The sequence below is a fragment of the Algoriphagus algorifonticola genome, assembly GCF_007655305.1.
Lineage (GTDB): Bacteria > Bacteroidota > Bacteroidia > Cytophagales > Cyclobacteriaceae > Algoriphagus > Algoriphagus algorifonticola.
This window is the reverse complement of record NZ_VLOG01000040.1, coordinates 77,647-101,357: the sequence shown is the minus strand read 5'-3', so window position 1 is coordinate 101,357 and position 23,711 is coordinate 77,647. Positions and strand designations below refer to the sequence as shown.

General features: G+C 38.2%; 22 protein-coding genes. 6 read left to right on the top strand and 16 right to left on the bottom strand.

Annotated features, from left to right (window positions below; all coding sequences use genetic code 11):
* Entirely contained in the window at positions 1–1,362 is a 1,362-nt protein-coding gene (locus tag FL972_RS10080) for a transglutaminase-like domain-containing protein (protein WP_144605269.1), read from the top strand.
* Between the two features lie 39 nt (positions 1,363–1,401).
* Here the strand turns inward: FL972_RS10080 and FL972_RS10075 are convergent, their stop codons facing one another.
* From FL972_RS10075 to tamL, 6 genes are all read right to left on the bottom strand, one after another.
* Positions 1,402–1,623 carry a hypothetical protein gene (locus FL972_RS10075; protein WP_144605268.1) on the bottom strand — a complete coding sequence of 74 codons (222 nt, stop codon included), beginning with the start codon at positions 1,621–1,623 and terminating at the stop codon, positions 1,402–1,404.
* Between the two features lie 73 nt (positions 1,624–1,696).
* Positions 1,697–2,941, bottom strand: coding sequence for an MFS transporter (locus tag FL972_RS10070; RefSeq protein WP_144605267.1), 1,245 nt, complete (start codon positions 2,939–2,941; stop codon positions 1,697–1,699).
* Between the two features lie 53 nt (positions 2,942–2,994).
* Positions 2,995–3,597, bottom strand: a complete 603-nt coding sequence (locus tag FL972_RS10065; RefSeq protein WP_144605266.1) for a Crp/Fnr family transcriptional regulator — start codon at positions 3,595–3,597, stop codon at positions 2,995–2,997.
* Complete coding sequence (locus FL972_RS10060; RefSeq protein ID WP_144605265.1) at positions 3,594–4,169, bottom strand: phosphatase PAP2 family protein; 576 nt, start codon at positions 4,167–4,169, stop codon at positions 3,594–3,596. Before FL972_RS10060 ends, FL972_RS10065 begins: the two co-directional genes overlap by 4 nt.
* Positions 4,166–5,077, bottom strand: a complete 912-nt coding sequence (gene hemF, locus FL972_RS10055; protein WP_144605264.1) for an oxygen-dependent coproporphyrinogen oxidase — start codon at positions 5,075–5,077, stop codon at positions 4,166–4,168. The genes FL972_RS10060 and hemF overlap by 4 nt, the downstream gene beginning before the upstream one ends.
* A gap of 4 nt (positions 5,078–5,081) precedes the next feature.
* Positions 5,082–7,505 (bottom strand): translocation and assembly module lipoprotein TamL, encoded by a 2,424-nt coding sequence (gene tamL / locus FL972_RS10050; RefSeq protein ID WP_144605263.1) that lies wholly within the window; start codon positions 7,503–7,505, stop codon positions 5,082–5,084.
* A 19-nt stretch (positions 7,506–7,524) separates the two neighbouring features.
* Here tamL and FL972_RS10045 point away from each other — a divergent pair, with 19 nt between their 5' ends.
* Both FL972_RS10045 and FL972_RS10040 read left to right on the top strand, forming a co-directional pair.
* Positions 7,525–8,271: a TrmH family RNA methyltransferase gene (locus tag FL972_RS10045; protein WP_144605262.1), complete on the top strand. Its 747-nt coding sequence runs from the start codon at positions 7,525–7,527 to the stop codon at positions 8,269–8,271.
* Entirely contained in the window at positions 8,272–9,261 is a 990-nt protein-coding gene (locus FL972_RS10040) for a bile acid:sodium symporter family protein (protein WP_144605261.1), read from the top strand.
* A gap of 78 nt (positions 9,262–9,339) precedes the next feature.
* Here the strand turns inward: FL972_RS10040 and FL972_RS10035 are convergent, their stop codons facing one another.
* The 10 genes from FL972_RS10035 to FL972_RS09990 all read right to left on the bottom strand — a co-directional run bounded on the left by FL972_RS10035 (position 9,340) and on the right by FL972_RS09990 (position 17,948).
* Complete coding sequence (locus FL972_RS10035) at positions 9,340–9,600, bottom strand: acyl-CoA-binding protein (protein WP_091654560.1); 261 nt, start codon at positions 9,598–9,600, stop codon at positions 9,340–9,342.
* A 121-nt stretch (positions 9,601–9,721) separates the two neighbouring features.
* Positions 9,722–11,008 carry a citrate synthase gene (locus tag FL972_RS10030; protein WP_091654558.1) on the bottom strand — a complete coding sequence of 429 codons (1,287 nt, stop codon included), beginning with the start codon at positions 11,006–11,008 and terminating at the stop codon, positions 9,722–9,724.
* Between the two features lie 247 nt (positions 11,009–11,255).
* Complete coding sequence (locus tag FL972_RS10025) at positions 11,256–11,678, bottom strand: BrxA/BrxB family bacilliredoxin (protein ID WP_091654556.1); 423 nt, start codon at positions 11,676–11,678, stop codon at positions 11,256–11,258.
* Between the two features lie 23 nt (positions 11,679–11,701).
* Positions 11,702–12,037 carry an iron-sulfur cluster assembly protein gene (locus tag FL972_RS10020; RefSeq protein ID WP_091654555.1) on the bottom strand — a complete coding sequence of 112 codons (336 nt, stop codon included), beginning with the start codon at positions 12,035–12,037 and terminating at the stop codon, positions 11,702–11,704.
* A gap of 2 nt (positions 12,038–12,039) precedes the next feature.
* On the bottom strand, positions 12,040–12,471 hold the full coding sequence (locus tag FL972_RS10015) for a SufE family protein (protein ID WP_091654554.1): 432 nt from the start codon (positions 12,469–12,471) through the stop codon (positions 12,040–12,042).
* Entirely contained in the window at positions 12,468–13,691 is a 1,224-nt protein-coding gene (locus FL972_RS10010; protein ID WP_144605260.1) for a cysteine desulfurase, read from the bottom strand. Before FL972_RS10010 ends, FL972_RS10015 begins: the two co-directional genes overlap by 4 nt.
* Before the next feature lie 9 nt (positions 13,692–13,700).
* Positions 13,701–14,969, bottom strand: coding sequence for a Fe-S cluster assembly protein SufD (gene sufD, locus FL972_RS10005; RefSeq protein ID WP_144605259.1), 1,269 nt, complete (start codon positions 14,967–14,969; stop codon positions 13,701–13,703).
* 17 nt (positions 14,970–14,986) lie between these two features.
* Positions 14,987–15,751, bottom strand: a complete 765-nt coding sequence (gene sufC / locus FL972_RS10000) for a Fe-S cluster assembly ATPase SufC (protein WP_144605258.1) — start codon at positions 15,749–15,751, stop codon at positions 14,987–14,989.
* A gap of 38 nt (positions 15,752–15,789) precedes the next feature.
* Complete coding sequence (sufB, locus tag FL972_RS09995) at positions 15,790–17,235, bottom strand: Fe-S cluster assembly protein SufB (RefSeq protein WP_144605257.1); 1,446 nt, start codon at positions 17,233–17,235, stop codon at positions 15,790–15,792.
* A 236-nt stretch (positions 17,236–17,471) separates the two neighbouring features.
* Positions 17,472–17,948, bottom strand: coding sequence for an Lrp/AsnC ligand binding domain-containing protein (locus FL972_RS09990; RefSeq protein WP_091654549.1), 477 nt, complete (start codon positions 17,946–17,948; stop codon positions 17,472–17,474).
* Between the two features lie 371 nt (positions 17,949–18,319).
* On the opposite strand from FL972_RS09990, the gene FL972_RS09985 reads away from it, so the two are divergent.
* The 3 genes from FL972_RS09985 (at position 18,320) to FL972_RS09975 (ending at position 23,706) form a co-directional block, all read left to right on the top strand.
* Complete coding sequence (locus tag FL972_RS09985) at positions 18,320–18,865, top strand: hypothetical protein (RefSeq protein ID WP_144605256.1); 546 nt, start codon at positions 18,320–18,322, stop codon at positions 18,863–18,865.
* 89 nt (positions 18,866–18,954) lie between these two features.
* On the top strand, positions 18,955–20,871 hold the full coding sequence (locus FL972_RS09980; RefSeq protein ID WP_144605255.1) for a M14 family metallopeptidase: 1,917 nt from the start codon (positions 18,955–18,957) through the stop codon (positions 20,869–20,871).
* 21 nt (positions 20,872–20,892) lie between these two features.
* Positions 20,893–23,706 carry an alpha/beta hydrolase family protein gene (locus FL972_RS09975; RefSeq protein WP_144605254.1) on the top strand — a complete coding sequence of 938 codons (2,814 nt, stop codon included), beginning with the start codon at positions 20,893–20,895 and terminating at the stop codon, positions 23,704–23,706.
* Positions 23,707–23,711 lie beyond the last annotated feature (5 nt).

Here is a 23,711-nt window from a genome sequence, read left to right as displayed (position 1 = left end):
ATGAAAAGTTATATTCTCGCAATTTCAAGAACGGTATTAGTTTCAGGACTTTTGGCCCTAACCTTTTGTAATCCCAAGGAGGAAGATACAGTAACTGAAAGTCCTTCAAGTCCTGCTGTTTCCATACCTGAAATAGAACAAGGAATAAAAGACTTCATTGCAGTCAAAACAGGTGAAAATGATGGAGTTTTTCCGGTAAAAGATGAAAATCATGATCTCAAAATGAAGTTGGTTCGGGTACATACCGAATACCTATCCAACCTAGGCCCCGATAGTCATTTTGCCTGTGTTGACTTGGTGGATGAAAGTGGAGATGTATACGATGTAGATTTCTTCATGGAAGGGAAGCCTGGGGCAATGAATGTCACTCAGACCACGGTGCATAAGTTGAATGGGAAACCTTTTTACAGTTGGAAGCAAAATAAGGAAGATAAAACTTGGTATAGAGTGGCTTTGGAACAATCAAACAATAACCTGTTAGGAGTAGTCGAAGGGACTGATCATTTTGAATTCTATTATACTGTTCAAATTCCTAGTTTGGAAGGTCCTGCGCGGATGTGGATTCCTGTTCCTGAGTCAGACCCTTTTCAGGATGTGAAACTGTTAGAGACGAAATCTGATATAGAGTCCAGAAAAATTGAAGAGAAGGTTTTTGGCAATACTTTGCTTTATTATGAATTAAAGCCAGAAGATTCCGGTAAAGAAATCCAAATCAGCTACGAGGTAAAAAGGAAAGAAAAAGGTCCTTATGAGGCTTCTGCTCCAGACCCCAAGGTGTATTTAGCTTCGAACAGACTCATGCCAAAAGGAGGGAGGTTTGAAGAGATCGCTAAGGAGGTTTTGGGAGAAAAGCTGAAAGAGTCTCATTTAATTCAAGCCAGAGCTTTATATGATTATATCATAGACAATATGCGCTATATGAAATTTGGCGATTATGGCAATGGAGACTCAAATTACGCCTGTGATTCAAAAACCGGGAATTGTTCTGAATTCCACTCCTTCTTCATTTCCTTGGCCAGATCAGTAGATATACCAGCAAGATTTGCGATTGGAGCATCTATTCCTTCGGATAGGAATGAAGGTGGAATTGATGGTTACCACTGCTGGGCAGAGTTTTATGCAGATGGGAAATGGTGGCCAGTTGATATTTCGGAGGCTAATAAATATACTGCTTTAGCTACTTATTATTTCGGAAGGCACCCTGCCAATAGAATTGAGTTAAGCAGAGGTAGGGATTTGGAAGTTAATCCAGGACCTAATGCGGGCCCAATTAATTTCATTGCATATCCCTATTTAGAGATCAATGGAAAAGAGATAAAGGCACCATCCAAATTCACCTTTCAAAGAAAAGTAAATTCCTAAAAAATAAAGGCTATCGAATTCGATAGCCTTTTTTGATTTTTAGCTTTCAGAAGTTGAGTCACTACTTGGATGCTCACCTCCTGCTGGATGTTCTGTGCTGTCTCCTGCTGGATGCTCACCTCCATCTGGGTGCTCACTTTCAACCTGTTCAGTTTCTGTTTCACTGCTTTCCTCTTTCTTGCCACCGCAAGAAGTAAATGTTACTGCTGCTAAAAAGCTAAACGCTAAGGCTAGGGTGAAAATTGATTTCAATTTTTTCATTTTGTTTAAGGTTTGGTGTGATGTCACTAATTAAAGCATAAAATCACTATGAATGAAAATTTCCTGGAATGACTTAATTATTTATCTCAATTTTTCTGAAAAATGCCTCTCGAGTCATTCTTAATTGAGTGATTATTCCAGATGCTATTGTCAACATACCTACGGAGACAATTGCTAATTCAAGTCCAAAATTATCAGCGATCCATCCAGATAAAATTGCTCCAAAAGCATAGCCCAAATCTCTCCAAAGTCGAAATACTCCAACACTTTCCGCTCTGACTTCCGGATGGGTTTCGTCTGAAATCGCAGCTAGAAAGGTAGGATAAACTATTGCAGTTCCAATTCCCAATACAATAGAGGTAAAAGAAAATTGACTAAAGGAATTTGAGTATGCTAAAATTATTATTGCAAACCCTTGAATAATCATCCCAAAAACAATCAAGAATTTCTTTGAAATAATGTCAGCTATTTTCCCTGAGAATAATTGGCCCATTCCCCAAACCAAAGGATAAATAGCAATCAGTTTTCCAATTTCATTTAAAGAAAATTCCTTTTGAATCAATAATAAAGGTAACAAGCCCCAGATCATTCCGTCATTCAGATTGTTGACTAATCCAGCATGCGTTATTGAAGATAAATTTGGGCTGCGTAAGGTGGTATTCCATAAAACGTTATTCTTCTCTTCCTTTTTGGAATCGGTTTTCTCTACCCTGATAAAACGAGTAGTGTCTTTTAAAAAAAAGAAAGAAAGGTATAGCCCTAGGAGAGCTATTCCAAAACCTATTAAGAATGGAATAGGTCTCACTCCAAAGTTTGATGCTAAATTAGCTGTGAAATAGGCCGTAATACCAATTGCAAGATATCCCGCAAATTCATTCAAACCCATCGCTAAGCCTCTATTTTTTGGCCCAACTAAGTCGATTTTCATAATGACTGTACTACTCCAGGTTAAACCCTGACTAACACCAAGTAATAGGTTTGCTAACAAGACTATTAGCCATGAATCTGTAAAAGCTAAAATCAATGGTACGGGCAGGACAATTATCCATCCAAGGACTAATAAATTCTTACGCCCTAACCGATTGGCATATTTTCCCGCATAATAATTGGAAATAGCTTTACTGATTCCGAATACTATGATAAATGTCAGAAAAGCTGAATTTGACTCAATTCCAAAAATGGTGGACGCATATTCAGGAAAAATTGATCGTTCCAAGCCAATCATACTTCCCACCAAAGCATTTATGACTACTAAAAGACTGAATTGTTTCCAATTTTCCTTTAGTCCTTGAACAGCTTGATAATGAATTGAATTCATGTTTCAAAACTGGAGTTTTCAAGGAAGTATTCTTTTTACAAATGTTAAAAAAATCAGGAAATCCCCGCTCTAATTCGACTGAGACTTACCTGGGTAATACCTAAGTATGAAGCAATGTGTTTTAAGGGTATCTTTTGAATGAATTCAGGATGGTTTTCTAAAAGGCCTTTATATCTTTCTTCTGCAGTTTGAAATTGAATGGATTCAAGCCGTTTTATAGTTTCGAGATAGACTGTTTGAATAAGTATCCTAAAAAGTCTTTCAATATCATGGAACTCGTCAAATAATGAAAAAAGTGCATTTGAAGGAATTCCCACAAATAGGGTCTCTTCTATCGATACAATCCCCTTGTTACTTGGTAAAGATTTAAACAAACTTTCTGCTCTGACTATTAAATCATTTTTAAAAGCGAAATACTCTGTAATCTCAAGCCCGTCTTTTAGGTAAAAGATTCTGGCAGACCCTTCCATTACAAAATATATAGTTTTACAAGTTTTTCCTATTTCTTGAAGGACCTCATTTTTCCCTACTTTTTGGGTAAAACAAATATTTGCGAGAGCTTTCTCAGAATGGTCTGCTAAAGGAGAGTAGGATTGAATTTCCTTTAAGAATTTCAAAATTGTTTCCAGCTCATTTGATGTTCTGTTTAAGTTCATTTCAAAAATTTCTTCAAGAACTCTCTTTTCACAAATACTATCAAAAACCAGCTGATAAAGGCTGCTGCTGTTCCGATACTTGCTCCAATCAGGATGTCTACTGGATAGTGAACTCCCAAATAAATCCGGGTGTAACTGACTAAAATTGCATATAAAAATAACCAGCCCAGTCCTTTAATGGATTTTCCTAATTTTTTATTGAGAAAAACTGCTAAGCCAAAAGTATTCGCGGCGTGTGAAGATGCGAATCCATACAAGCCTCCGCATCTCCCATAATTATGAATGACATCAGTCCATCTTTCGTCATGACAGGGTCTTAATCTTTCAAAAAATGGTTTCATAAATCCAGAAGTAAATTGGTCCGAAACCAAAATAGTTAGCGCCACACCTCCAAATACCCACCAACTATTGGAGGGGTTGGATTTATAAATCTTATAGATCAAAAAAGCATATAGTGGAATCCAAGTAATTGTTTCTGTGGCTTGGTACATGACTGGATCCAACCAGTCTGTGTGGAAAGAATTGAGCCAGAGGAATAAATCCTCATCCCATTTTTTGATTTGCTCTATCATGGGTGAAAATTAAGCCAGTCTATTCCTTTTTTAAGATGCTTGAGCGTAAATTCCTCCCGACTCCCAGATTTTGGCTCGTGCATATAAGTCCATTCTGCCTGAGGAGGCATGCTCATCAGGATGCTTTCAGTTCTGCCATTTGTGTCCAGACCAAACTTAGTGCCTGCATCCCATACCAAGTTGAATTCCACATACCTTCCTCTTCTCAAATTTTGCCAGGCTTTCTCTTCCACAGTTACTGGATTTCCGGCATTTTTCATCATGAAGTGCCCGTAAATTTTCGGAAATAGTCTTCCTAATGCTAAACTAAATTCAAGTATGCTTGAAAATTGCTCATCATTTTTACCGGCTAAGCGGTCATAAAATATTCCTCCAACTCCTCTTGTCTCATCTCTGTGTTTGAGGTAAAAATAATCGTCGGCCCAGTTTTTAAACTTTGGATAATAAGTATCGTCAAATTGATCACAAACCGACTTTAATTGCTGATGAAAATACCGAGCATCGTCAGGTACTATATAGTGAGGGGTTAAATCAATACCGCCTCCAAACCAATAAACGCCATTTTCCATTTCAAAATAACGAATATTCATATGGATAATGGGGACATGTGGGTTAATAGGATGCAGTACAATCGAAACACCTGTAGCGTAGAAATCTGCTTTTTCCAAACCCAGTTTATTCAGGATTTTTTCAGGTGTTGGACCATGAACAGCTGAAAAAGCAACGCCACCTTTTTCTATCACTTGGCCATTTTCAAAAATCCGGGTTCTCCCTCCGCCGCCTGCAGCTCTTTCCCATTTGTCCTCTTTGAATTTTCCCGTCCCATCATATTGCTCTAATTCTGAGCATATATGATCCTGAATTTTTTGATATAATTCTGCTATTTCCTCTTTACTCGCTCTAGCCATTTGTTTAGAAGGGATATCCAATCCCAAAGTTAAGTACAGTTTGACCTCTTAGGCCAAATGGTCTTCTGAAATTAATATTGTCCAACACCCATCGTTCTCCTTCTGGTTGAGATGGGTCAATTGCTTTCGTAGCTAAGTCTAGCCTGATAATCAAAAAGTCAAAATCCATTCTCAAACCTATGCCAGAACCTACAGCAAACTCTTTGTAGAATCGATCAAATCTAAAATCTGCTCCGGGTCTACTGGCATCTACGCCTATCATCCATGAATTCCCCACATCGATGAACAAGGCCATGTCAAAGTAGCCATAAAGCTTTCTTCTATATTCCAGCATGGATTCTATGATCATTTCCGAAGGTTGCTCGAAATTATAATCATAGCGCCCTCCATCACCTATGGTTGGTACAGAGCTTCCAGGACCTAATCGTCTTGCTTGCCATGCTCTGATACTCGTACCTCCACCCGCAAAGAAATATTTTTCGTAAGGAAGAATTCCAGCACTCACTCCATAAGGTTGGGCGATTCCGAAATTTAAACGATAGGCAAAAGTCTGTTTTTGATCGACTGGATAATATCTCCTAAAATCTGCCTGAAACTTAAGCCACTGGAAATTAGCAAACTGAAGGTTTTCATTATTGTTGCTTTGTACATTAAATAAGTTGAGCGAAGTACCGCCACTTTCTACAAACAATCGAAGAAGGGAAGAGGGTCTTCTTTTCCAGTCTCCGTACCGATTAAAGTTGATGACGGATTGGCCAGAAATGCTACTTACAAAAGAAGGAAGGAAGGACCAGATCAAATTATTTCCCTGATTGGCCAAATTCTGCAAAACTTCCAAAAAATCATCTGTGATATTTGGAGTCCTGATATAGTTGATGTCAGCAAGATTAATAGTGAATTGCTGTCTTTGATTCGTGGTAGCCCAAGTATATGCTAGCAAACCATTCAAACCCTTTCGGGTATATTCTGGTCGATTAGTATAGTTATAACCGATTTGGGTTCGTGTATTGGGATTGTATTTCCCGTATTTTTTCAGCGTATTTGGAACAAACGGAATCAAAAATCTAGGGTAAATGATAGAAGCTGAGACTCCTAATTCCTGACTTTGATACACCCCTTGATTAGTCGCAGATGCCACACCTTCCAGACCGGCTCTAAAGTTGAATTCCAAGATTTCTCCAGCTCTGAAAAAGTTTCTATTTCTTAATGAGGTACTGAAAAAAGGTCCAGGCAACTGTTCTGTTACACTCAAACCCAACTGATTTGTCAATTGGTATTTTTGAGCTGGCTGAGTAAAAATATTTGCAGTTAATGAGGTGCCTAAGGTATCAAAGGAAATATTGACAAACCTGAAAAGGTCCAGATTGCTTAGTTGCCTTTGGCTTTCAATTACTTTATTTCGGCTGTATCGATCATTTTTATCAAATAGAATTCTCGAAGCAAGAATTTTCTCTGAATATCTATCTCTATAAAAATTGAAATTTATACCGTCATATTGACCTGAAACTCTGCCGTCGCTAAATCCATCCGAGGGAGGATTAATTCTAAAATTAATATTTTCAATCGTATAGATTTCATGCTGTTCAGCAAATGTGGGTTTCCTGATGATTTGTTCAATTTGTACATTTTTCTTAGCAGTATCCTGATACACATTGTACTCCAAGTAGGATTTGGAAAACATGTAAAACCCATTGTTTTTCAATAATTCTTCTACTTGATTTCTTTCAGCTATGATATCATTTTGGGCATAGATTTTCCCTTTGGCTAGGTTGGATTTTGATTTGTTCTGATTGAGAATAATCTGGATATCCTCGTTGTCAGTTCTGGTATAAATTGAGTCGACTCTATAAGGTGTATTTTCTACAATACTATAAGTTACATATGCCTTTTTTCCTTTTGTTTCAACTTCAAAAGAGCTCCTTGAATCAAAAAAACCATTATTCTGGAGGTAAGCAGAAATATTCCTGTTTGTTGATTCCAAAAGGCTGCTATCCAGAACTGTTACCGGATTGCCAGTGCGCATAAACCCATTTCCATACTCTTCTTTCTCTTTGAGATTCTCGATTTTGGTATTGAGCTTATCGGATTTTTTCTGAAGTTTTCTGTCCCCTGGAATAGAGTCAAGCTGTTGCTCTATTTGCTTTAGCTCTTTTTCAATTTCAACTCTTTTTTCACTGACTGCGACACTGTCAAAGAATGATTTCCCAAATCTGTAAATAGTGACTCCTGGAGAAAAATTAAAAACAGGAATTCTAAAATTGGGTTCCTGCTGGATTAAACCAGCTATTTCTTCTTCGTTCGCTTTTTCTACCCCTTCTATATCAGATTCATAGACTACATATTCCCCTTCTTGGAGATTTTTAGTCAAGGAACAAGCTGAAGCAAGCCCTAGCAGAGAAAGAAAAAGTATATATTTGGAGAATTTCAAATCGAAAGATTCAATCACAATGCTTAGCAAAAATACGGTTAAGTTTATAAAATCCTTACATCAGAAGAAATACCGTGCCGAACATCAAAAGTTCTTTGTAGAAGGTGAAAAAAGTGTTGTGGAGGTGATTAACTCAGACTTCATTATTGATTTTTTGGTGGCTACTCCTGATTTTATCGAAAGGCATGAAGCCCTTTTAAAAAAATGCAGTTTCGAAATTATCCAAGCAACAAAAAATCAATTGGAAAGCTTGGGTCAATATCAAAGCAATAATTCGGCTTTAGCAGTGGTAAAGCAAAAAGTCAATGAAGCTTTTACACCCGATCAAAATGAGCTTGTCGTTGCGCTGGATGATGTAAGAGATCCCGGGAACCTAGGCACCATTATCCGTATTGCGGATTGGTATGGAATCAAAAAACTTCTTTTTTCCTCTCAAACGGCTGATTTCTATAACCCCAAGGTTATTCAAGCTAGTATGGGGTCATTTACCAGGATTCAATTTTTTTACGGAGACTTACCTACAGTCCTCTCTTCCTGGAATTTGCCGGTTTATGGAGCATTTCTGGACGGGGAAAATCTGCATGGTTTGTCAAAAGTAAAGCCGGGGGTGATTTTGATGGGGAATGAATCAAAAGGAATTTCTCCTGAGGTAGAGCGATTAGTTTCAAGCAAAATAACCATTCCAGCCTTTGGCTCTGCAGAGTCATTGAATGTTGCGATAGCGACTGCAGTCCTTTGTGATAATTTTAAAAGATTGATTGGCTAAGTGAAAAAAATCTGGAGTCTTCTGGAGAGAGTTGGTCTCAATGGTTTTCTTTTAGGACTATTTGGAGCTATTGCTTTGGGCTATCTATTTCCAGAATGGGGGGCAGCATCCAGCCCGGTTCCTTGGAAACCGGTCATCAATGTAGGAATTGCATTAGTTTTCTTCTTTTATGGAGTGAAGCTCGATCCGAATCAGTTACGACAAGGTCTTTCCAACTGGAAATTGCACCTTTTGATTCAATTAACTACGTTTCTGCTTTTTCCTTTGCTAGTATTTTTGGGACTTCAATTGATTCCTTCAATCAAACAGGATTTTGTTTTGGGAATTAGTTATTTATCGGCTTTGCCTTCAACCGTTAGTGCATCGGTGGTAATGGTTTCAATCGCAAGGGGGAATATTCCTGCTGCTATATTTAACGCAAGTATTTCCAGCTTGATCGGAGTGGTAGTCACTCCTCTCTGGATGGATGTTCTAGGGGAAGCTAGCCTAGGAGTAGAGGTGGACTTTTTGCCTACTCTTTTGGAATTAACTTATAAGGTCATACTCCCGGTTTGCTTAGGAATATTTCTTCATAAATGGCTTTTTTCTAAAATCCACGAACATCTGCAACGACTGAAATATGTAGATCAAAGCGTTATAATGATTATTGTTTTTACGGCCTTTTCAGAGTCATTTACTCAAAAAATATTTGCGCCATATTCCTTATCTACTCTTTTTCAGTTAGCTGCGATCATGTTAGGGCTCTTCGCCTTGATATGCATGATTACATACTTCCTTTCGAATGTACTTTCCTTTTCAGTAGAAGATAGGATTACGGCTCTTTTCTGTGGTTCCAAAAAATCTTTGGTGCATGGAGTTGTAATTGGAAAAGTAATATTCCCCGATCCTGCTATTCTGGGATTAGTACTACTTCCCGTGATGCTATATCACATTCAGCAATTGATTGTCGGATCTATTTTAGCCCAACGATTTTCAAGACAAGAACGATAGGCTTTTGTCAAAAAAACTTGTTGAAAAATAAGCCAAAAAGAGGATAGATCTCTCTGCTGAATTCTATCCTCTTTCTATTTAGATGTACTTTTCGGACAAATTGCCGACAAAATCGATGTATTCTTGGGTAGCCTCTTCCTGACTTTTTCCCTTTAAACTCAACCAGCTATTATATTTAGCAGCAGCTTTGAAGTCAAATCCCCCCGGTCTTTCTCCTGTATTATCTCCCTCAGTGGCTTGTTTGTAAAGGCCATAAAGTTTCAATAATTCTTCATTACTGGGTCTTTCTGTAAATTTTTTGGTTAAGGCCATTGCCTCATCCAGTGTGGTAGGTTTCATGTAAACTCTAATTGGTGTTTTCAGTTTCCAAATATCCGCTAAAAATCCGGTTTGGATGAGATATGTCAATAAAAAAGCCAACCTTAGAAAGGCTGGCTTTCATATTTTAGCTTAAATCAAATTATCTTCTATTCATAGAAACATAATCTCTTTCATTTGCACCAGTATATACTTGTCTTGGTCTACCGATTGGTTCACCGTTTTCACGCATTTCTTTCCATTGTGCGATCCAACCTGGGAGACGACCCAAAGCAAACATTACCGTGAACATATCAGTAGGTATACCCAATGCACGGTAGATAATTCCAGAGTAGAAATCCACATTTGGATATAGCTTTCTGTCTACGAAATACTGATCATTCAATGCAGCGTATTCCAATTCTTTGGCGATTTCTAATACTGGATCATTTACTCCTAATTTTTCCAATACATCGTCAGCTGCTTTCTTGATGATTTTTGCTCTCGGGTCAAAGTTTTTATACACTCTGTGTCCAAATCCCATCAATCTGAAAGGATCATTCTTGTCTTTTGCTTTGTCTAGGTATTTCTTAGCATCTCCACCATCAGCTTTGATAGCTTCTAGCATTTCGATCACTGATTGGTTTGCTCCTCCGTGAAGTGGTCCCCATAGCGCATTGATACCTGCAGAAATAGAAGCATAGATACTTGCTTGAGAAGACCCGACTATTCTAACTGTAGAAGTAGAACAGTTTTGTTCGTGATCGGCATGAAGGATCAACAATTTATCCAAAGCTTTAGATACTACAGGATCTACATCATACTTCTCTGCCGGAAGGGCAAACATCATCTTCAGGAAATTGGAGCAATAATCCAATGTATTATCCGGATAATTCACGGGATGTCCCATTTCATTCTTATAAGCCCATGCAGCGAAAGTTGGCATTTTGGCAATAAGACGGATGATGCTCATGTTCACCTCTTCTTTGCTTCTATTTGGATTTAATGAATCAGGGTAGAAAGCAGATAGAGAACAAATCAAAGAAGATAGCACGCCCATTGGGTGGGCGTTGGAAGGGAAGCCATCTAGAATCTTCTTGATGTCTTCGTGAACCAAAGTGTGATGAGTGATTTCTTTAGAGAAGTTTTCAAATTCAGCCTGGGTAGGAAGTTCACCGTAGATAAGAAGGTATGCTACCTCCAAGAAAGTTGACTTCTCAGCCAAATCTTCAATTCTGTATCCTCTATATCGAAGAATTCCTTCTTCTCCATCTAAAAATGTGATTGCACTAGTGGTTGATCCAGTATTTTTATAACCTGGATCTAAGGTGATTAGACCAGTAGCTCCTCTTAATTTTGCAATATCGATTGCAGGTTCTTGTTCGGTTCCGACTATAATCGGAAACTCAAAATCTTGTCCGTTGTAGGACAACTTGGCGGAATCAGACATATAACTTGTTTTTGGATTGCGTTTTTATAAAAACCGTAAAAGATGGCCTTAAGTTACTAAAATCCCATATTTTTTAAGGTTTTATTATGCGATGGGTAATATAATTTTGCAAAAATGCTCTTTTTACCGTTTGAAAAGCAAGGGAATTTTAAATTGGATATTGGAAATTCAATAAATCCTTAAAATTTCTTTTCGAAAAAGATTGCTCTCACAAAATTTTCATGAAAAAAGCCCCGAAGGGCTTTTTTTAATCACAAAAATGTTCGAAAACCTCTACTAAGTGGTCACCGATCATTTTAGCATTTCTTCCTTCAATGTGATGACGCTCGATGAAATGAACCAGTTCTCCATCTTTGAACAAAGCCATAGCAGGAGAGGATGGAGGATAAGGTAATACGATTTCTCTCACTTTATCCACAGCTTCACGATCGTTTCCGGCAAATACTGTTGCAAGAGTAGTCGGTTTCTTCGAAGCATTCTCCAAAGCATATCTTACGCCCGGTCTTGCTGCACCTGCAGCACAGCCACAAACAGAATTCACCACAACGAAAGTGGTCCCTTTATGGTCTGGTCCAAGGTGTGTAGCAACTTGTTCTGCTGTTCTAAACTCTTCAAATCCTACATCTGAGAGTTCAGCTCTCATAGGAGCAATTAATTCTTCAGGGTACATATTGTCTTATTATTTATAGTTCTTTATAGAAATCCTAATTCAAGTTTTGCAGCTTCGGACATCATATCCTGAGAGTAGGGAGGATCAAATGTCACTTCTACTTCGACATTATTAATGCCCTGAATCTGCTGTATTTTATCTTTTACCTCAGAGGGTATGAATTCCGCCGATGGACAGTTCGGTGAGGTTAAGGTCATTAAAACATAGACGTTATTGACAGGATAAACAGTGATCTCATAGATCAATCCTAATTCATAAACATCTACTGGAATTTCAGGATCATAAACCAACTTAATGGCCTGAACCACTTTTTCCTTCAAATTAGTAACCTGTCCCACTGTATTATTTTCAGTTTCCATAATTAGGCGTTTAGCTTGGTTTGGAAGGCAATGGCATACAACTTCATCTGCTTAATCATTGAAGCCAATCCATTGGATCTTTGACTCCCTATGATGCTTCCCATGCCTATTCTGTTAATAAAATTGAGATCAGCATGGATGATTTCCTCTGGAGTTCTGTCATTCAAAACACGAATTAAAAGCGAAATCAATCCTTTGGTAATGTCCGTATTTGAATCAGCTTTGAAGTGTACTTTACCATCATTTTCATCTGCAATCAACCACACTTTAGATTGACATCCTTTAATGATATTATCTTCTTTTTGCTCCTCAACGGGAAAATCCTCTAAGTTTCCTCCAAGTTCCATTATGTAGAAAATGGTGGACTCTCTATCATCTCCCAAGATCTCAAATTCTGATACGATTTCGTCTTGAATTTCGTTGATGCTGCTCATTTATTTTTGATTTTGGCTATTCTGGCAATTCCTTCTGCCATTTGCTCAATTTCAGATTTGGTATTGTAAACAGCAAAGCTAGCCCTAACAGTTCCTTCTATTCCAAATCGTTTCATCAAAGGCTGAGTACAATGGTGACCTGTTCTCACAGCGATACCTCTAGCGTCCAGCATTTGACCTACATCGAATGGGTGCATGCCGTTGATATTGAAAGATAGAACAGATACTTTTTGTTTTGCCGTACCTATCGGTTGAAAACCTTTGATATCAGCCGTCAATTCATTGGCATAGCTCAAAAGCTCATCTTCGTGCTCCTTAATTGCCTTTTTACCTAAGGAGTCAATAAACTCTATTGCAGCGTCGAATGCAATTACGTCAGCTATATTGGGAGTTCCTGCTTCGAATTTGAAAGGGATGTCATTGTAAGTGGTTTTTTCGAAGGTAACCTCCTTGATCATTTCTCCACCACCCAAAAATGGTGGCATGGCTTCAAGGATTTCCCTTTTTCCATATAACACTCCCAATCCGGTAGGACCGTATAATTTATGAGCAGAAAACACCATAAAATCGCAATCCAACTCCACTACATCTATTTCCAAATGACTGGTAGACTGGGCTCCGTCCAATAACACCTTGGCTCCTACAGCATGCGCTGCATCAATCATTTTCTTTACTGGATTGATCGTTCCCAGTGCATTAGATGCATGAACTACACTTAGAAGTTTGGTTTTGGAAGTAAGAAGTTTCTCGAATTCCTGAAAGTCTAGCTCTCCATTTTCGTGAACGGGGATGATTTTCAGGACTGCTCCCGTTGCTTCGCAGAGCATTTGCCAAGGAACAATATTAGAATGGTGCTCCATGGTCGAGATGATGATTTCATCACCTTTACCGATAAATTTCCTACCAAAGGTCTGCGCAACCAAGTTAATTGACTCAGTAGTTCCTTTTGTAAAGATTATTTCAGCACTCTCTTTGGCATTGATAAATCTTCTGACGGACTCGCGGGTATTTTCAAAATATTGAGTAGCTCTGTCAGCTAAAGCATGAGCACCCCTATGAATATTAGAATTATCCTTTTCATAGTAGGAGGTTAAAGCCTCAAGAACCTGCTTCGGTTTTTGTGTAGTTGCTGCATTATCAAAATAAATCAAGGGCTTGCCGTGTACTTCTTGGTGAAGCACAGGAAACAAGCCCCTGATTTGGTTCACATCAAAATTCATGAATGGATTTTAGAATTTACTTCCAAGTCTCTCCTGCACCAAATTAGTACAGTATGCTTGGAAGCTTTCGGTTTCTATATGTTCTAATACTTCTCCTGCAAATGCATACAAAAGCAAACCTTTTGCCTGCATTTTATCTATCCCTCTCGCCTGCAAATAGAACAAAGCCTCTTCATCCAACTGGCCTGTCGTACATCCATGAGAACATTTCACATCGTCTGCCCAAATTTCTAATTGTGGCTTGGTATTGATTACCGCATCTTCAGAAAGCAAGATGTTATTGTTCTGCTGAAAAGCATTGGTCTTCTGGGCATCTTGTCTTACAAAGATTTTCCCATTGAAAACCCCTCTTGAATGGTCAGCCAAGATTCCTTTGTACAATTCATTAGATTCTGCATGAGGCACAGTGTGATCTACGTTTGTGTGATTATCCACGTGTGTTTTACCGTTCAATAGGTAAATGCCGTACATGTTCCCAACGGAATTACTTCCCAGAATATTCAGGTTGAGGTTATTTCTAACCAAATTTCCTGAAAGTGATATGGTAACTGCTGAAAACTGAGAGTCTTGATGAATATCAGTTTCAATATTGCTTACTTCGATGAATTGCTTGCCTTCATTCTGAAGTCTATAGTAATTGATCTTAGTGTTCAATCCTCCTTTGATCTCAACCACTTTATTGGCAAAGACAATTTCTTCTCCTAGAAGGACAGACTGCTCAATGAAAGTTACTTCAGCAAAATCACCAGATTCAATCCATATTCTAGGCTGTACAACCTGTCCAAAATTGGCTTTGAAAAATGAAAGTAAGAGAATTGGGGCAGTTATTTGAGTTTTCTTTGGAACAGAAATAAAAGCACCGTCTTGAAAAGAAGCTAAATTTAAAGCAGCAAAAGTATCCTTTTCAGGCTTGGCAATGCTTCCTAAATTCAAATCTTCCTTTTTTGTAATAGAAGAAATCTCTACACCCTCAGGCAAGTCAGAAAGTTCAGGAATAAAGTGTCCGTTGTTGAATACAAGGACATTTCCCTCAAAACCTTCATAAATAGATTGGTCGACAAGTTCTTTGGTCAACTCAATTGGTTTTGCAGATTGAAAGTCTGAAATTTCTTTTTCCAGTTTTCTGGATATCTGAGTGAATTTATATTCCTCTTCCTTCACAGCCGGCAGACCTTGAGAAAGAAAACTCTCTTTACCCAGAGTTCTCTGCTCATTAAAATTGTCAGTTGCTGCTTCCAATAAAGGAGAGAAGGTATCTTGTTTTGTCAAGGTACTCATGGTAGTTTTTTTATAAATCAGACAGTGGCAGCCGAATCAATTTCTTCTTTGATCCAGTCGTAACCTTTTTCTTCCAGTTCCAAGGCCAATTCCTTGGTTCCTGATTTCACTATTCTTCCTTTATATAATACATGTACATAATCTGGTACGATGTAATCTAAAAGTCGCTGATAGTGAGTTACTACTATGGTAGCATTATCTGCTGATTTCAATTGATTAACTCCGTTGGATACGATTTTAAGTGCATCAATATCTAATCCGGAGTCAGTTTCGTCCAAAATGGATAATGTTGGCTCCAACATTGCCATCTGGAAGATTTCATTTCTCTTTTTCTCCCCTCCAGAAAAACCTTCATTTAAGGCTCTGCTCAAAAGCTTTTGGTCAATCTCAACCAATTTCATTTTTTCTTTCATCAAAGAAAGAAACTTCACCGCATCCAAAGGCTCCAAACCTCTATATTCTCTTACCTGATTCACGGCAGTTCTGAGGAAGTTAGTGGAAGATACACCAGGAATTTCTACAGGATATTGAAATGCAAGGAATACGCCCTCTCTAGCTCTGTCTTCTGGTGCAAGATCCAAGAGGTCTTTGCCTTTGAAAGTCACTTCTCCTTCAGTTACTTCATATTCTTCTCTTCCAGCCAAAACTGAGGCTAGAGTAGATTTTCCGGACCCATTAGGTCCCATGATAGCGTGCACTTCACCTGCTTTTACTTCCAAATTGATGCCTCTCAAGATAGGAGTGCCTTCAATTGATGCGTGTAGGTTTTTTATTGATAACATGGTTCTAGATTTTCAATTTCAAATTTTAACTCAGGCGCTTAACCTACAGATCCTTCTAGGGTTAAGGCTAATAGTTTTTGCGCTTCCACTGCAAATTCCATTGGAAGTTGGTTCAGAACTTCTTTTGCATACCCATTGACAATCAAAGCAACAGCATCTTCCGTGGCTATACCTCTCTGGTTGCAATAGAAAATCTGGTCTTCTCCAATTTTTGAAGTTGTAGCTTCATGCTCTACTTTGGCGCTTGGATTATTGATATCGATATATGGGAAAGTGTGAGCTCCACATCGATCCCCCATTAATAAGGAGTCGCACTGGGAGAAATTTCTGGCATTGTCTGCCCTCTTCATCACCTGTACCTGACCTCTGTAGGAGTTTTGGGATTTACCAGCTGAGATACCTTTGGATACGATTCTTGATTTGGTGTTTTTACCGATGTGAATCATTTTAGTACCGGTATCAGCTTGCTGGTAATTGTTGGTTACTGCTACTGAATAGAATTCGCCTACAGAATAGTCTCCTTTTAATATACAGGATGGATATTTCCATGTCACTGCAGATCCAGTTTCCACTTGAGTCCAAGAAATCTTGGAATGATCTCCAGCGCAGATTCCTCGCTTTGTCACAAAATTGTAAATCCCTCCTTTACCGTTTTTGTCTCCTGGGAACCAGTTTTGAACGGTAGAGTACTTCACCTCTGCATGTGCTGCTGCGTAAATTTCCACTACAGCCGCATGAAGTTGATTTTCATCTCTTTGAGGTGCTGTACAGCCTTCCAAATAAGATACATATGACTCTTCTTCCGCAACGATCAAGGTTCTTTCAAATTGACCCGTATTAGCAGCATTGATTCGGAAGTAGGTGGAAAGCTCCATAGGACATCTTACACCTTTTGGAATGTAGCAGAATGATCCATCAGAGAAGACAGCCGAGTTAAGAGCTGCATAATAATTATCTGTCATTGGGACCACTGATCCCAAATACTTTTTAACTAATTCAGGGTGCTCTTTCACCGCTTCACTGAAGGAGCAGAAAATGATTCCAAGTTTGCTAAGTGTACCTTTAAATGTAGTAGCAACAGAAACTGAATCAAGGACTGCATCTACAGCAATACCTTGAAGTCTTTTTTGCTCGTTTAAAGAAATACCGAGTCTCTCGTAGATCGCTAATAACTCCGGATCAACCTCGTTTAAGTTTTTTGGCTTATTAGATTGCTTAGGTGCAGAGTAATATCTTAACTTATCAAAGTCAATTTTTGGATAAGTAACGTTGGCCCAATTGGGCTCAGCCATTTCCTGCCAAGTTCTAAAAGCTTTGAGTCTCCACTCTAATAGCCAAGATGGCTCTTCTTTCTTTGCAGAGATCCACTTTATGATTTCCTCATTTAAGCCTACGGGAGCCTCATCAGCCTCATAATTGACTGACCAACCATGTTCGTATTCTTTTGAGGTGAATTCTTCTAAAATTTCGTTGTCTTTGCTCATTATTGGTGAGTTATTTAGACTAATTACATTTTGACTGCGAAGGTACAACATATAATCAAAATATTATGTTCAATCACATTCGAAAAATCTATTGGAGATACAATTCTTCGATTAAAAATGCCCTTCAGGTTCAAATTTGGGAATATTTTCTCGGAAATAAAAAAAGCCTGACAATGCCAGGCTATTTGCGATAATATCGTTTTTTCTTTATTTAGATTTGATCCAAATAGATATTTTTATCCTTTTTCTTTATCAAAAAATTGAATTGGTCTGTTTATACTTTCTTCCAAAACAATTAATGTTTCTGTTCTGTCAATACCCTCTACCTTTTGAATTTTATCCAATACAAGTCTAAGGTGATTGGTGTCTCGGCAGATGATTTTTGCAAAAATGGAATAGTTACCGGTAGTATAATAAGCACTTACTACCTCAGAGATTGCCTTTAATTTTTCAATGACTGTATCGTATAGAGAGCTTTTTTCCAAATAAATTCCTAAAAATGCAGAGATGTCATAACCTAGTTTGGAGAAGTCGATATTAAGAGTTGCACTTTTAACAATGCCCATGTCTTCCAATTTCTTCATTCTCACGTGGACAGTCCCGGAAGACACGAATACCTTCTTGGCAATTTCAGTATAAGGTGTTTTTGCATCTTCGTTCAGCAAGGAGATAATCTTGAGGTCTATGTTATCGATATCTAAAATTTTATCCATTTTTTTTGATTGGATTTAGATGATTGTTAATGAAATCGCATGTAAATTAAAGATTGTTCAAAATATTGCAAAATTATTTTTTCAATTTGTAATTATATTCAAAATGCATTTACTTTGGAATCGAAATGAATGTCTTTCAGTTTATTTTGTTTTTAGAATAAAGGCGAAATTTTAAAATTGGAAAAAGGGTTAAACTCCAAACATTCAGTTGAAAAAGAAAACTTTTAATCTCTAAAGTTATATTTGGGTTTATATTCTGAAAAGGGTCTTGCTGCTGGCAAGACTTTTTTATTGCTTTTTTTAAAATTTAAAATACAAATTTTTGCATTTGATAAAATTTAAAGTGTATTTTTGTTACAAATACTTTGAATATGATGAATTCATTCAAAATAAAGACTTTTGGCCCTATCGCGACAGTAATGATTTTTCTAGCTGTTCAGCTTTCTGTTTCTGCTGCCGCACAAATGAATGGGGATGAATCAAAGGAGGATAAAATTGAAAGCCCTATTGTTAAATACAATAGATTAAGCTTGAAGTCTGTTCCAAATAAATCCTCAAACGGTGAGGAGATTACAATTTCAAAGGATTTGGAATTAAAGCCCTTGACAAACACAGAAGAAAACATGGCTTCGAATTTAGATTCCCATTGGGCTTGGCCGGAAAATACGCTGGATATGATTGATTCCTATTCACCTTTTCTTTTTAGAACAAAAAAGTCAAGAGACGTGGAGGAAGTAAAAGTTTTATTGATGGTGGATTCTAAAGGAAAACTTTCAGGCTATGAATTATTGACTGAGACTGATAAAGGCCTTAGAGAAAGGATTGATTATTTGGTGAGACAGCTTCCAAAATGTAAACCTGTTCCTGGGTTTGCAAATTATTCTCCAGAAACATTCGAACTGACAATTAGAAAATAGAAGCCGGAAATTTCCGGCTTTTTTTGTAAACGGTGATACAGAGATGTATCACCTTTTTTACTTTTAGCCATTCTAAAAACCACCGAATCATGAAGAAAATAGCAAGCTTATCAAGTTTGATGTTACTTTCTGTGATGAGTTATGGCCAAATTGATACTTTTCAAAAAGCCAAAGTCTTTACTGAAAGTGATACCAGCGCCAAATTCCATACAGTATCGGGTGAGCGTCATGGCCCCTCTTTTTTTAAAAAACACCAATTTCCTGAAGTCGAATATGTGCCGGGAGAGAAGCTGACTTTTGACAAGTACCATACGGTCAATGTCATGTATCATTGGTATGAGAAATGGGCAGAGCTCTATCCTGAAATAGTTGACCTGTATATAATAGGAGAGTCATTTGAAGGAAGACCAATCTATCAAATGACGCTTACCAATAAAAAGACTGGAAAAGACACCGAAAAACCAGCCGCGTATTTCGAAGGGGGAAGACATTCAGGCGAGATCACTGCTAGTGAATCAGTACTTTGGTTGACTCAACATTTGCTGGAGAATTATGGCAAGGACAAAGAGATTACTCATCTGATTGACACCAAAGCCATCTACTTAAGACCTCAAAACAATCCGGATGGCTCCAATCTTTATTTATATACCGAGCAAAGAAACAGAAGTACGGTAAAACCCCACGACAATGATAGAGATGGACTAATAGATGAAGATCCTGAGGAAGATTTGGACGGAGATGGAGTAATCTATCAAATGCGAAAAAAGGCTACTACTGACGAAGAAAAGAAAAAGGCGAATTATATCATAGATCCAGATCATCCTTCAGGGAAGTTGATGAAAAGAGTTTTTCCGGGCAAAGGTGATTATCTACTATACACAGAAGGGATCGACAATGATGGGGATGGAGATTATAATGAAGACGGCGTAGGAGGTCTAGATCTCCATAGAAATTATCCTGAAAACTGGAGACCTGATATAGGTGGTGACTTGACTGGAAGAGGTTATACACAATATGGTGCTGGTGAGTATCCTTTGAGTGAGCCAGAAACTCGATCTACTGTCCTTTGGATGTTAAGTCATGCCAATATTTCTGTGGTCAATTCTATGGATACCAGGGTTCCCATGCATTTAAGACCTCCTTCAACTTCTAAAAGCGAAGAGCGAATGTATCCGGAAGATTTGGCTATTTATAAAGAGATGGATGAGTTAGGACTTTCTTACACAGCTTATCCATGGGCTGGGGATGTGTATGAAACCTATTCTACTCGATATAAAGTCAATAGAATGACAGGTGATCCCTTAAAGCCATCACCATTATTTGGACATGGACCTGATTTTGGCTACTTCTATTTTGGAAGTATTTGGTATGGTGATGAGTTGTGGAACAACGGAGCCATGAAGGATTATAATAATGATGGCATTTATGATGATTATGATGCTTTAGTTTGGGATGAAGAAGAAAATGGAGGGAAAGGCTTTAAGTCTTGGACTCCATTTAATCACCCTGAGTTAGGTGAAGTGGAAATTGGTGGATTTCATCCGAAGTTTTTCGGACAAAACGGTCCGCCTTGGCAATTGGAAAATTGGGCCAAGAAACAGGCTTTGTTCAATTTAGCAATGGCAAAAAAGCTTCCTGAGATCAAAGCAGAAAAGCCAGCTGTTAAAAAAATCAAAGATGGAGAATATGAGATTTCCCTTACTTGGGAAAACGTGGGGGGGCTTCCAGTAGCACTGGAGCAAGCCAAACTAGTAAAGATTGTTCAGGAAGACAGGGTTTCCTTGGAATTTGCCAAAGCATTGACTGAGGGATACGAGAACGCGAAAGTTCAAATAACCAGTCCTGACTTGTATGACAAAACTATTTATGCGGGCCACACCGGAAAAGGTGAGAGGAAAACGATCATTTTTAAAGTGAAAGTAAATAGTGCCGAAGAGGTAAAAGGAAAAATTAAGCTCTCGTCTACAAGAGGAGGATTATTTGTACAGGAATTTACATTGAAATAATACATTCTAAACCAATCAATTATGCTGAGAAGAATAAGCGGAATACTGATGCTTTCTGTGATGTTGACCATTTCAGGTTTACAGGCACAGCAAAAGCGTTCCCTTACACATGATGATTATGATGGCTGGGAGAACCTATCATCAGATCGAATTACAAAAAATGGAATTTGGGTAGGGTATATGATTTCTCCACAGGATGGAGATGGAAGATTAGAGATTTTACCTTTTAAAGATGTCAGTAAAAAGTTTGTGATCCCTAGAGCTCAGGGTTGGAACTTCACACCTGACGATACTTACGCGGTCGGAAAGATTGTTCCACAAGAAGATTCTATTCGCGTTTTGAAGTTGAAAAAGACCAAAAAGGAAGACATGCCTAAGGATAGTTTGTTCATCTATGAAATGAAAACTGGCAAACTGGAAAAAATGGCAGAGGTTAAGTCTTTTGCAATTCCTGAAAAAGGAGGAAGTTGGATTGCTATTCAATTTGAAAAGGAAAAGCCAGCGAAAAAAGATCCTGCTGATTCCACCGCAAAAGCAGAAAAGCCTAAGAAAACGGATGGTACAAAATTGATGGTAAGATCCCTTGATGGCTCCAAATCCTATGAATTCGCCAGAGTGAAATCTTACGGGTTCTCCAGAAATGGTGATTTCCTTCATTATGTATTAGCTGAAGAGGATACGTTGGATAATGCTGCAATTCATTTACTCAACTTAAATTCCGGACAATCCACAGTCTTACATGAAGGGAATACAGCTTACGAGCGAGTGACTTTTTCTCCAAAATCCAGATATCTGGCATTTTTGAGTACAAATGATTCAGCCAAATCTAAAAAGCCGTATTATAATCTGTACCTCACTGCTACATCTAATCCTAAGGTAGAGGAGATTGCCACAAGAAATAGTCAGGGCATATTGGAAAATGGAAGAATCAGTAATGATGGCTCTATCCGTTTTTCTGAAAATGAAAACAGATTGTTTTTTGGCGTAGCTGAAGACTATGTGGATTATGCTTACGAATCCGATACTACTATTTTGGATGATGAAAGAGTAAGCTTGGATATCTGGGGCTGGCAAGATGCTGAAATTCAGCCTATGCAGTTGAGAAATAAGTCCAGAGAGGAAAAGCGGTCTTACACAGCTGCAATGGACCTCACTGATAGAAGCATTGCACAGTTGGAGGATAGGGAAGTCAACAATGTCATTCTTGAAAACAAAATAGAGAGAGATTTTGGAATAGCTTGGACTGATGCACCATATAGAAGAGCTTATAGCTGGGATATTCAGATTGGAAGGGATTTATACTTGGTTGATTTTGAAAGCGGTGAAAGAACTTTGATCGAAAAAAATGCGCCAGGGTACCCAAGCGTTTCACCTGAAGGGAACTATGTAACCTGGTATGCAAGTACCGATAGTGCCTGGGTTGCATACGATATCGTTGCCCAAAAGAAAATCAACCTAACTTCTGGAATCGGAAACGTCGTCTTTTATGAAGAATTGCATGACTCACCTTCTCTTCCTGGTTCTTACGGAGTTGCAGGTTGGCTGGCTGGAGACGAGGCAATTTTGATCAACGATAGATATGATATCTGGAAAATTGATCCTAGAAATCCAAATGCTGCTGTTAATGTCACAGCCGGAGAAGGAAGAAAAAATAAAATCGAGTACAGAAGAATTACTCTTGATAGAGAAGAGAAAAGCATTGATCCAAAAGAAAAACTTTACTTTACAGCCTTCAATGAAATGTCAAAAGAAAGTGGCATAGCTGAAGGTTCAATGAATGGCTCTGCTCCTAAATCAATTCTGATGACTGCTCACAGGTATTATGGATTGACGAAAGCTGAAGATTCAGATGAAATATTGGTTCAGAGAAGTACCTATAAAGAATCTCCTGATTTGTATTTAGGTGATTTGAAGTTCAAGAATCTAAGAAAAGCTTCTAATCTCAATCCGCAGCAAGCAAATGTGAAATGGGGCTCTGTAGAATTGGTTAGTTATCTGGCTAATGACGGAACTCCACTTCAAGGTCTTCTCTTCAAACCAGAATATTTTGATCCCAATAAGAAGTATCCAATGATGGTTTACTTCTATGAGAGGAATAGTGACGGATTGCATAATTACAGAAGCCCTGCACCTTCAGCTTCAACGATTAATATTCCGTTTTTTGTAAGCAATGATTATTTGGTATTCGTGCCAGATATAAAATATGATCTGGGATTACCGGGACCAAGTGCCTACAACTGTATCATCCCAGGTGTACAATCGATCGTAGCCAAAGGCTTTGTGGATGCCGAGAATATGGCTATTCAGGGGCAAAGCTGGGGTGGATATCAAGTGGCATATTTGATCACGCAAACCAATATGTTTAAAGCAGCAGGAGCTGGAGCTCCTGTAGTAAATATGACTTCTGCTTATGGAGGAATCAGATGGGGTACAGGAATGAGCCGTATGTTCCAATACGAGCAAACTCAATCTAGAATAGGAGGAACTCTTTGGGAGAAGCCACTTTATTACATAGAAAACTCACCTTTGTTTTTCATGGATAGAGTAAATACCCCAGTATTGATCATGCATAATGATGAAGACGGAGCAGTTCCGTGGTATCAAGGTATTGAGATGTTTATGGCTCTGAAGCGTTTGAACCAGCCAGCTTGGTTGCTTCAATACAATGGTGAAGATCATAACTTGCGTCAGAGAAAAAATAGAAAGGACTTGTCAATTAGACTCAGTCAATTCTTTGATCATTATTTGAAAGGTGCTCCGGCTCCGCTCTGGATGACTGAAGGTCTTCCAGCGGTCGAGAAAGGAAGAACCTTAAAATATGAATTAGGTCAATAATAAAA

Excerpts from the sequence above, each read along its gene's own strand:
- FL972_RS10080 (WP_144605269.1), top strand. The coding sequence starts at position 1 with ATGAAAAGTTATATTCTCGCAATTTCAAGAACGGTATTAGTTTCAGGA.
- FL972_RS10075 (WP_144605268.1), bottom strand. The coding sequence starts at position 1,623 with ATGAAAAAATTGAAATCAATTTTCACCCTAGCCTTAGCGTTTAGCTTT.
- FL972_RS10070 (WP_144605267.1), bottom strand. The coding sequence starts at position 2,941 with ATGAATTCAATTCATTATCAAGCTGTTCAAGGACTAAAGGAAAATTGG.
- FL972_RS10065 (WP_144605266.1), bottom strand. The coding sequence starts at position 3,597 with ATGAACTTAAACAGAACATCAAATGAGCTGGAAACAATTTTGAAATTC.
- FL972_RS10060 (WP_144605265.1), bottom strand. The coding sequence starts at position 4,169 with ATGATAGAGCAAATCAAAAAATGGGATGAGGATTTATTCCTCTGGCTC.
- hemF (WP_144605264.1), bottom strand. The coding sequence starts at position 5,077 with ATGGCTAGAGCGAGTAAAGAGGAAATAGCAGAATTATATCAAAAAATT.
- FL972_RS10045 (WP_144605262.1), top strand. The coding sequence starts at position 7,525 with ATGCTTAGCAAAAATACGGTTAAGTTTATAAAATCCTTACATCAGAAG.
- FL972_RS10035 (WP_091654560.1), bottom strand. The coding sequence starts at position 9,600 with ATGAAACCTACCACACTGGATGAGGCAATGGCCTTAACCAAAAAATTT.
- FL972_RS10030 (WP_091654558.1), bottom strand. The coding sequence starts at position 11,008 with ATGTCTGATTCCGCCAAGTTGTCCTACAACGGACAAGATTTTGAGTTT.
- FL972_RS10025 (WP_091654556.1), bottom strand. The coding sequence starts at position 11,678 with ATGTACCCTGAAGAATTAATTGCTCCTATGAGAGCTGAACTCTCAGAT.
- FL972_RS10020 (WP_091654555.1), bottom strand. The coding sequence starts at position 12,037 with ATGGAAACTGAAAATAATACAGTGGGACAGGTTACTAATTTGAAGGAA.
- FL972_RS10015 (WP_091654554.1), bottom strand. The coding sequence starts at position 12,471 with ATGAGCAGCATCAACGAAATTCAAGACGAAATCGTATCAGAATTTGAG.
- FL972_RS10010 (WP_144605260.1), bottom strand. The coding sequence starts at position 13,691 with ATGAATTTTGATGTGAACCAAATCAGGGGCTTGTTTCCTGTGCTTCAC.
- sufD (WP_144605259.1), bottom strand. The coding sequence starts at position 14,969 with ATGAGTACCTTGACAAAACAAGATACCTTCTCTCCTTTATTGGAAGCA.
- sufC (WP_144605258.1), bottom strand. The coding sequence starts at position 15,751 with ATGTTATCAATAAAAAACCTACACGCATCAATTGAAGGCACTCCTATC.
- sufB (WP_144605257.1), bottom strand. The coding sequence starts at position 17,235 with ATGAGCAAAGACAACGAAATTTTAGAAGAATTCACCTCAAAAGAATAC.
- FL972_RS09990 (WP_091654549.1), bottom strand. The coding sequence starts at position 17,948 with ATGGATAAAATTTTAGATATCGATAACATAGACCTCAAGATTATCTCC.
- FL972_RS09985 (WP_144605256.1), top strand. The coding sequence starts at position 18,320 with ATGATGAATTCATTCAAAATAAAGACTTTTGGCCCTATCGCGACAGTA.
- FL972_RS09980 (WP_144605255.1), top strand. The coding sequence starts at position 18,955 with ATGAAGAAAATAGCAAGCTTATCAAGTTTGATGTTACTTTCTGTGATG.
- FL972_RS09975 (WP_144605254.1), top strand. The coding sequence starts at position 20,893 with ATGCTGAGAAGAATAAGCGGAATACTGATGCTTTCTGTGATGTTGACC.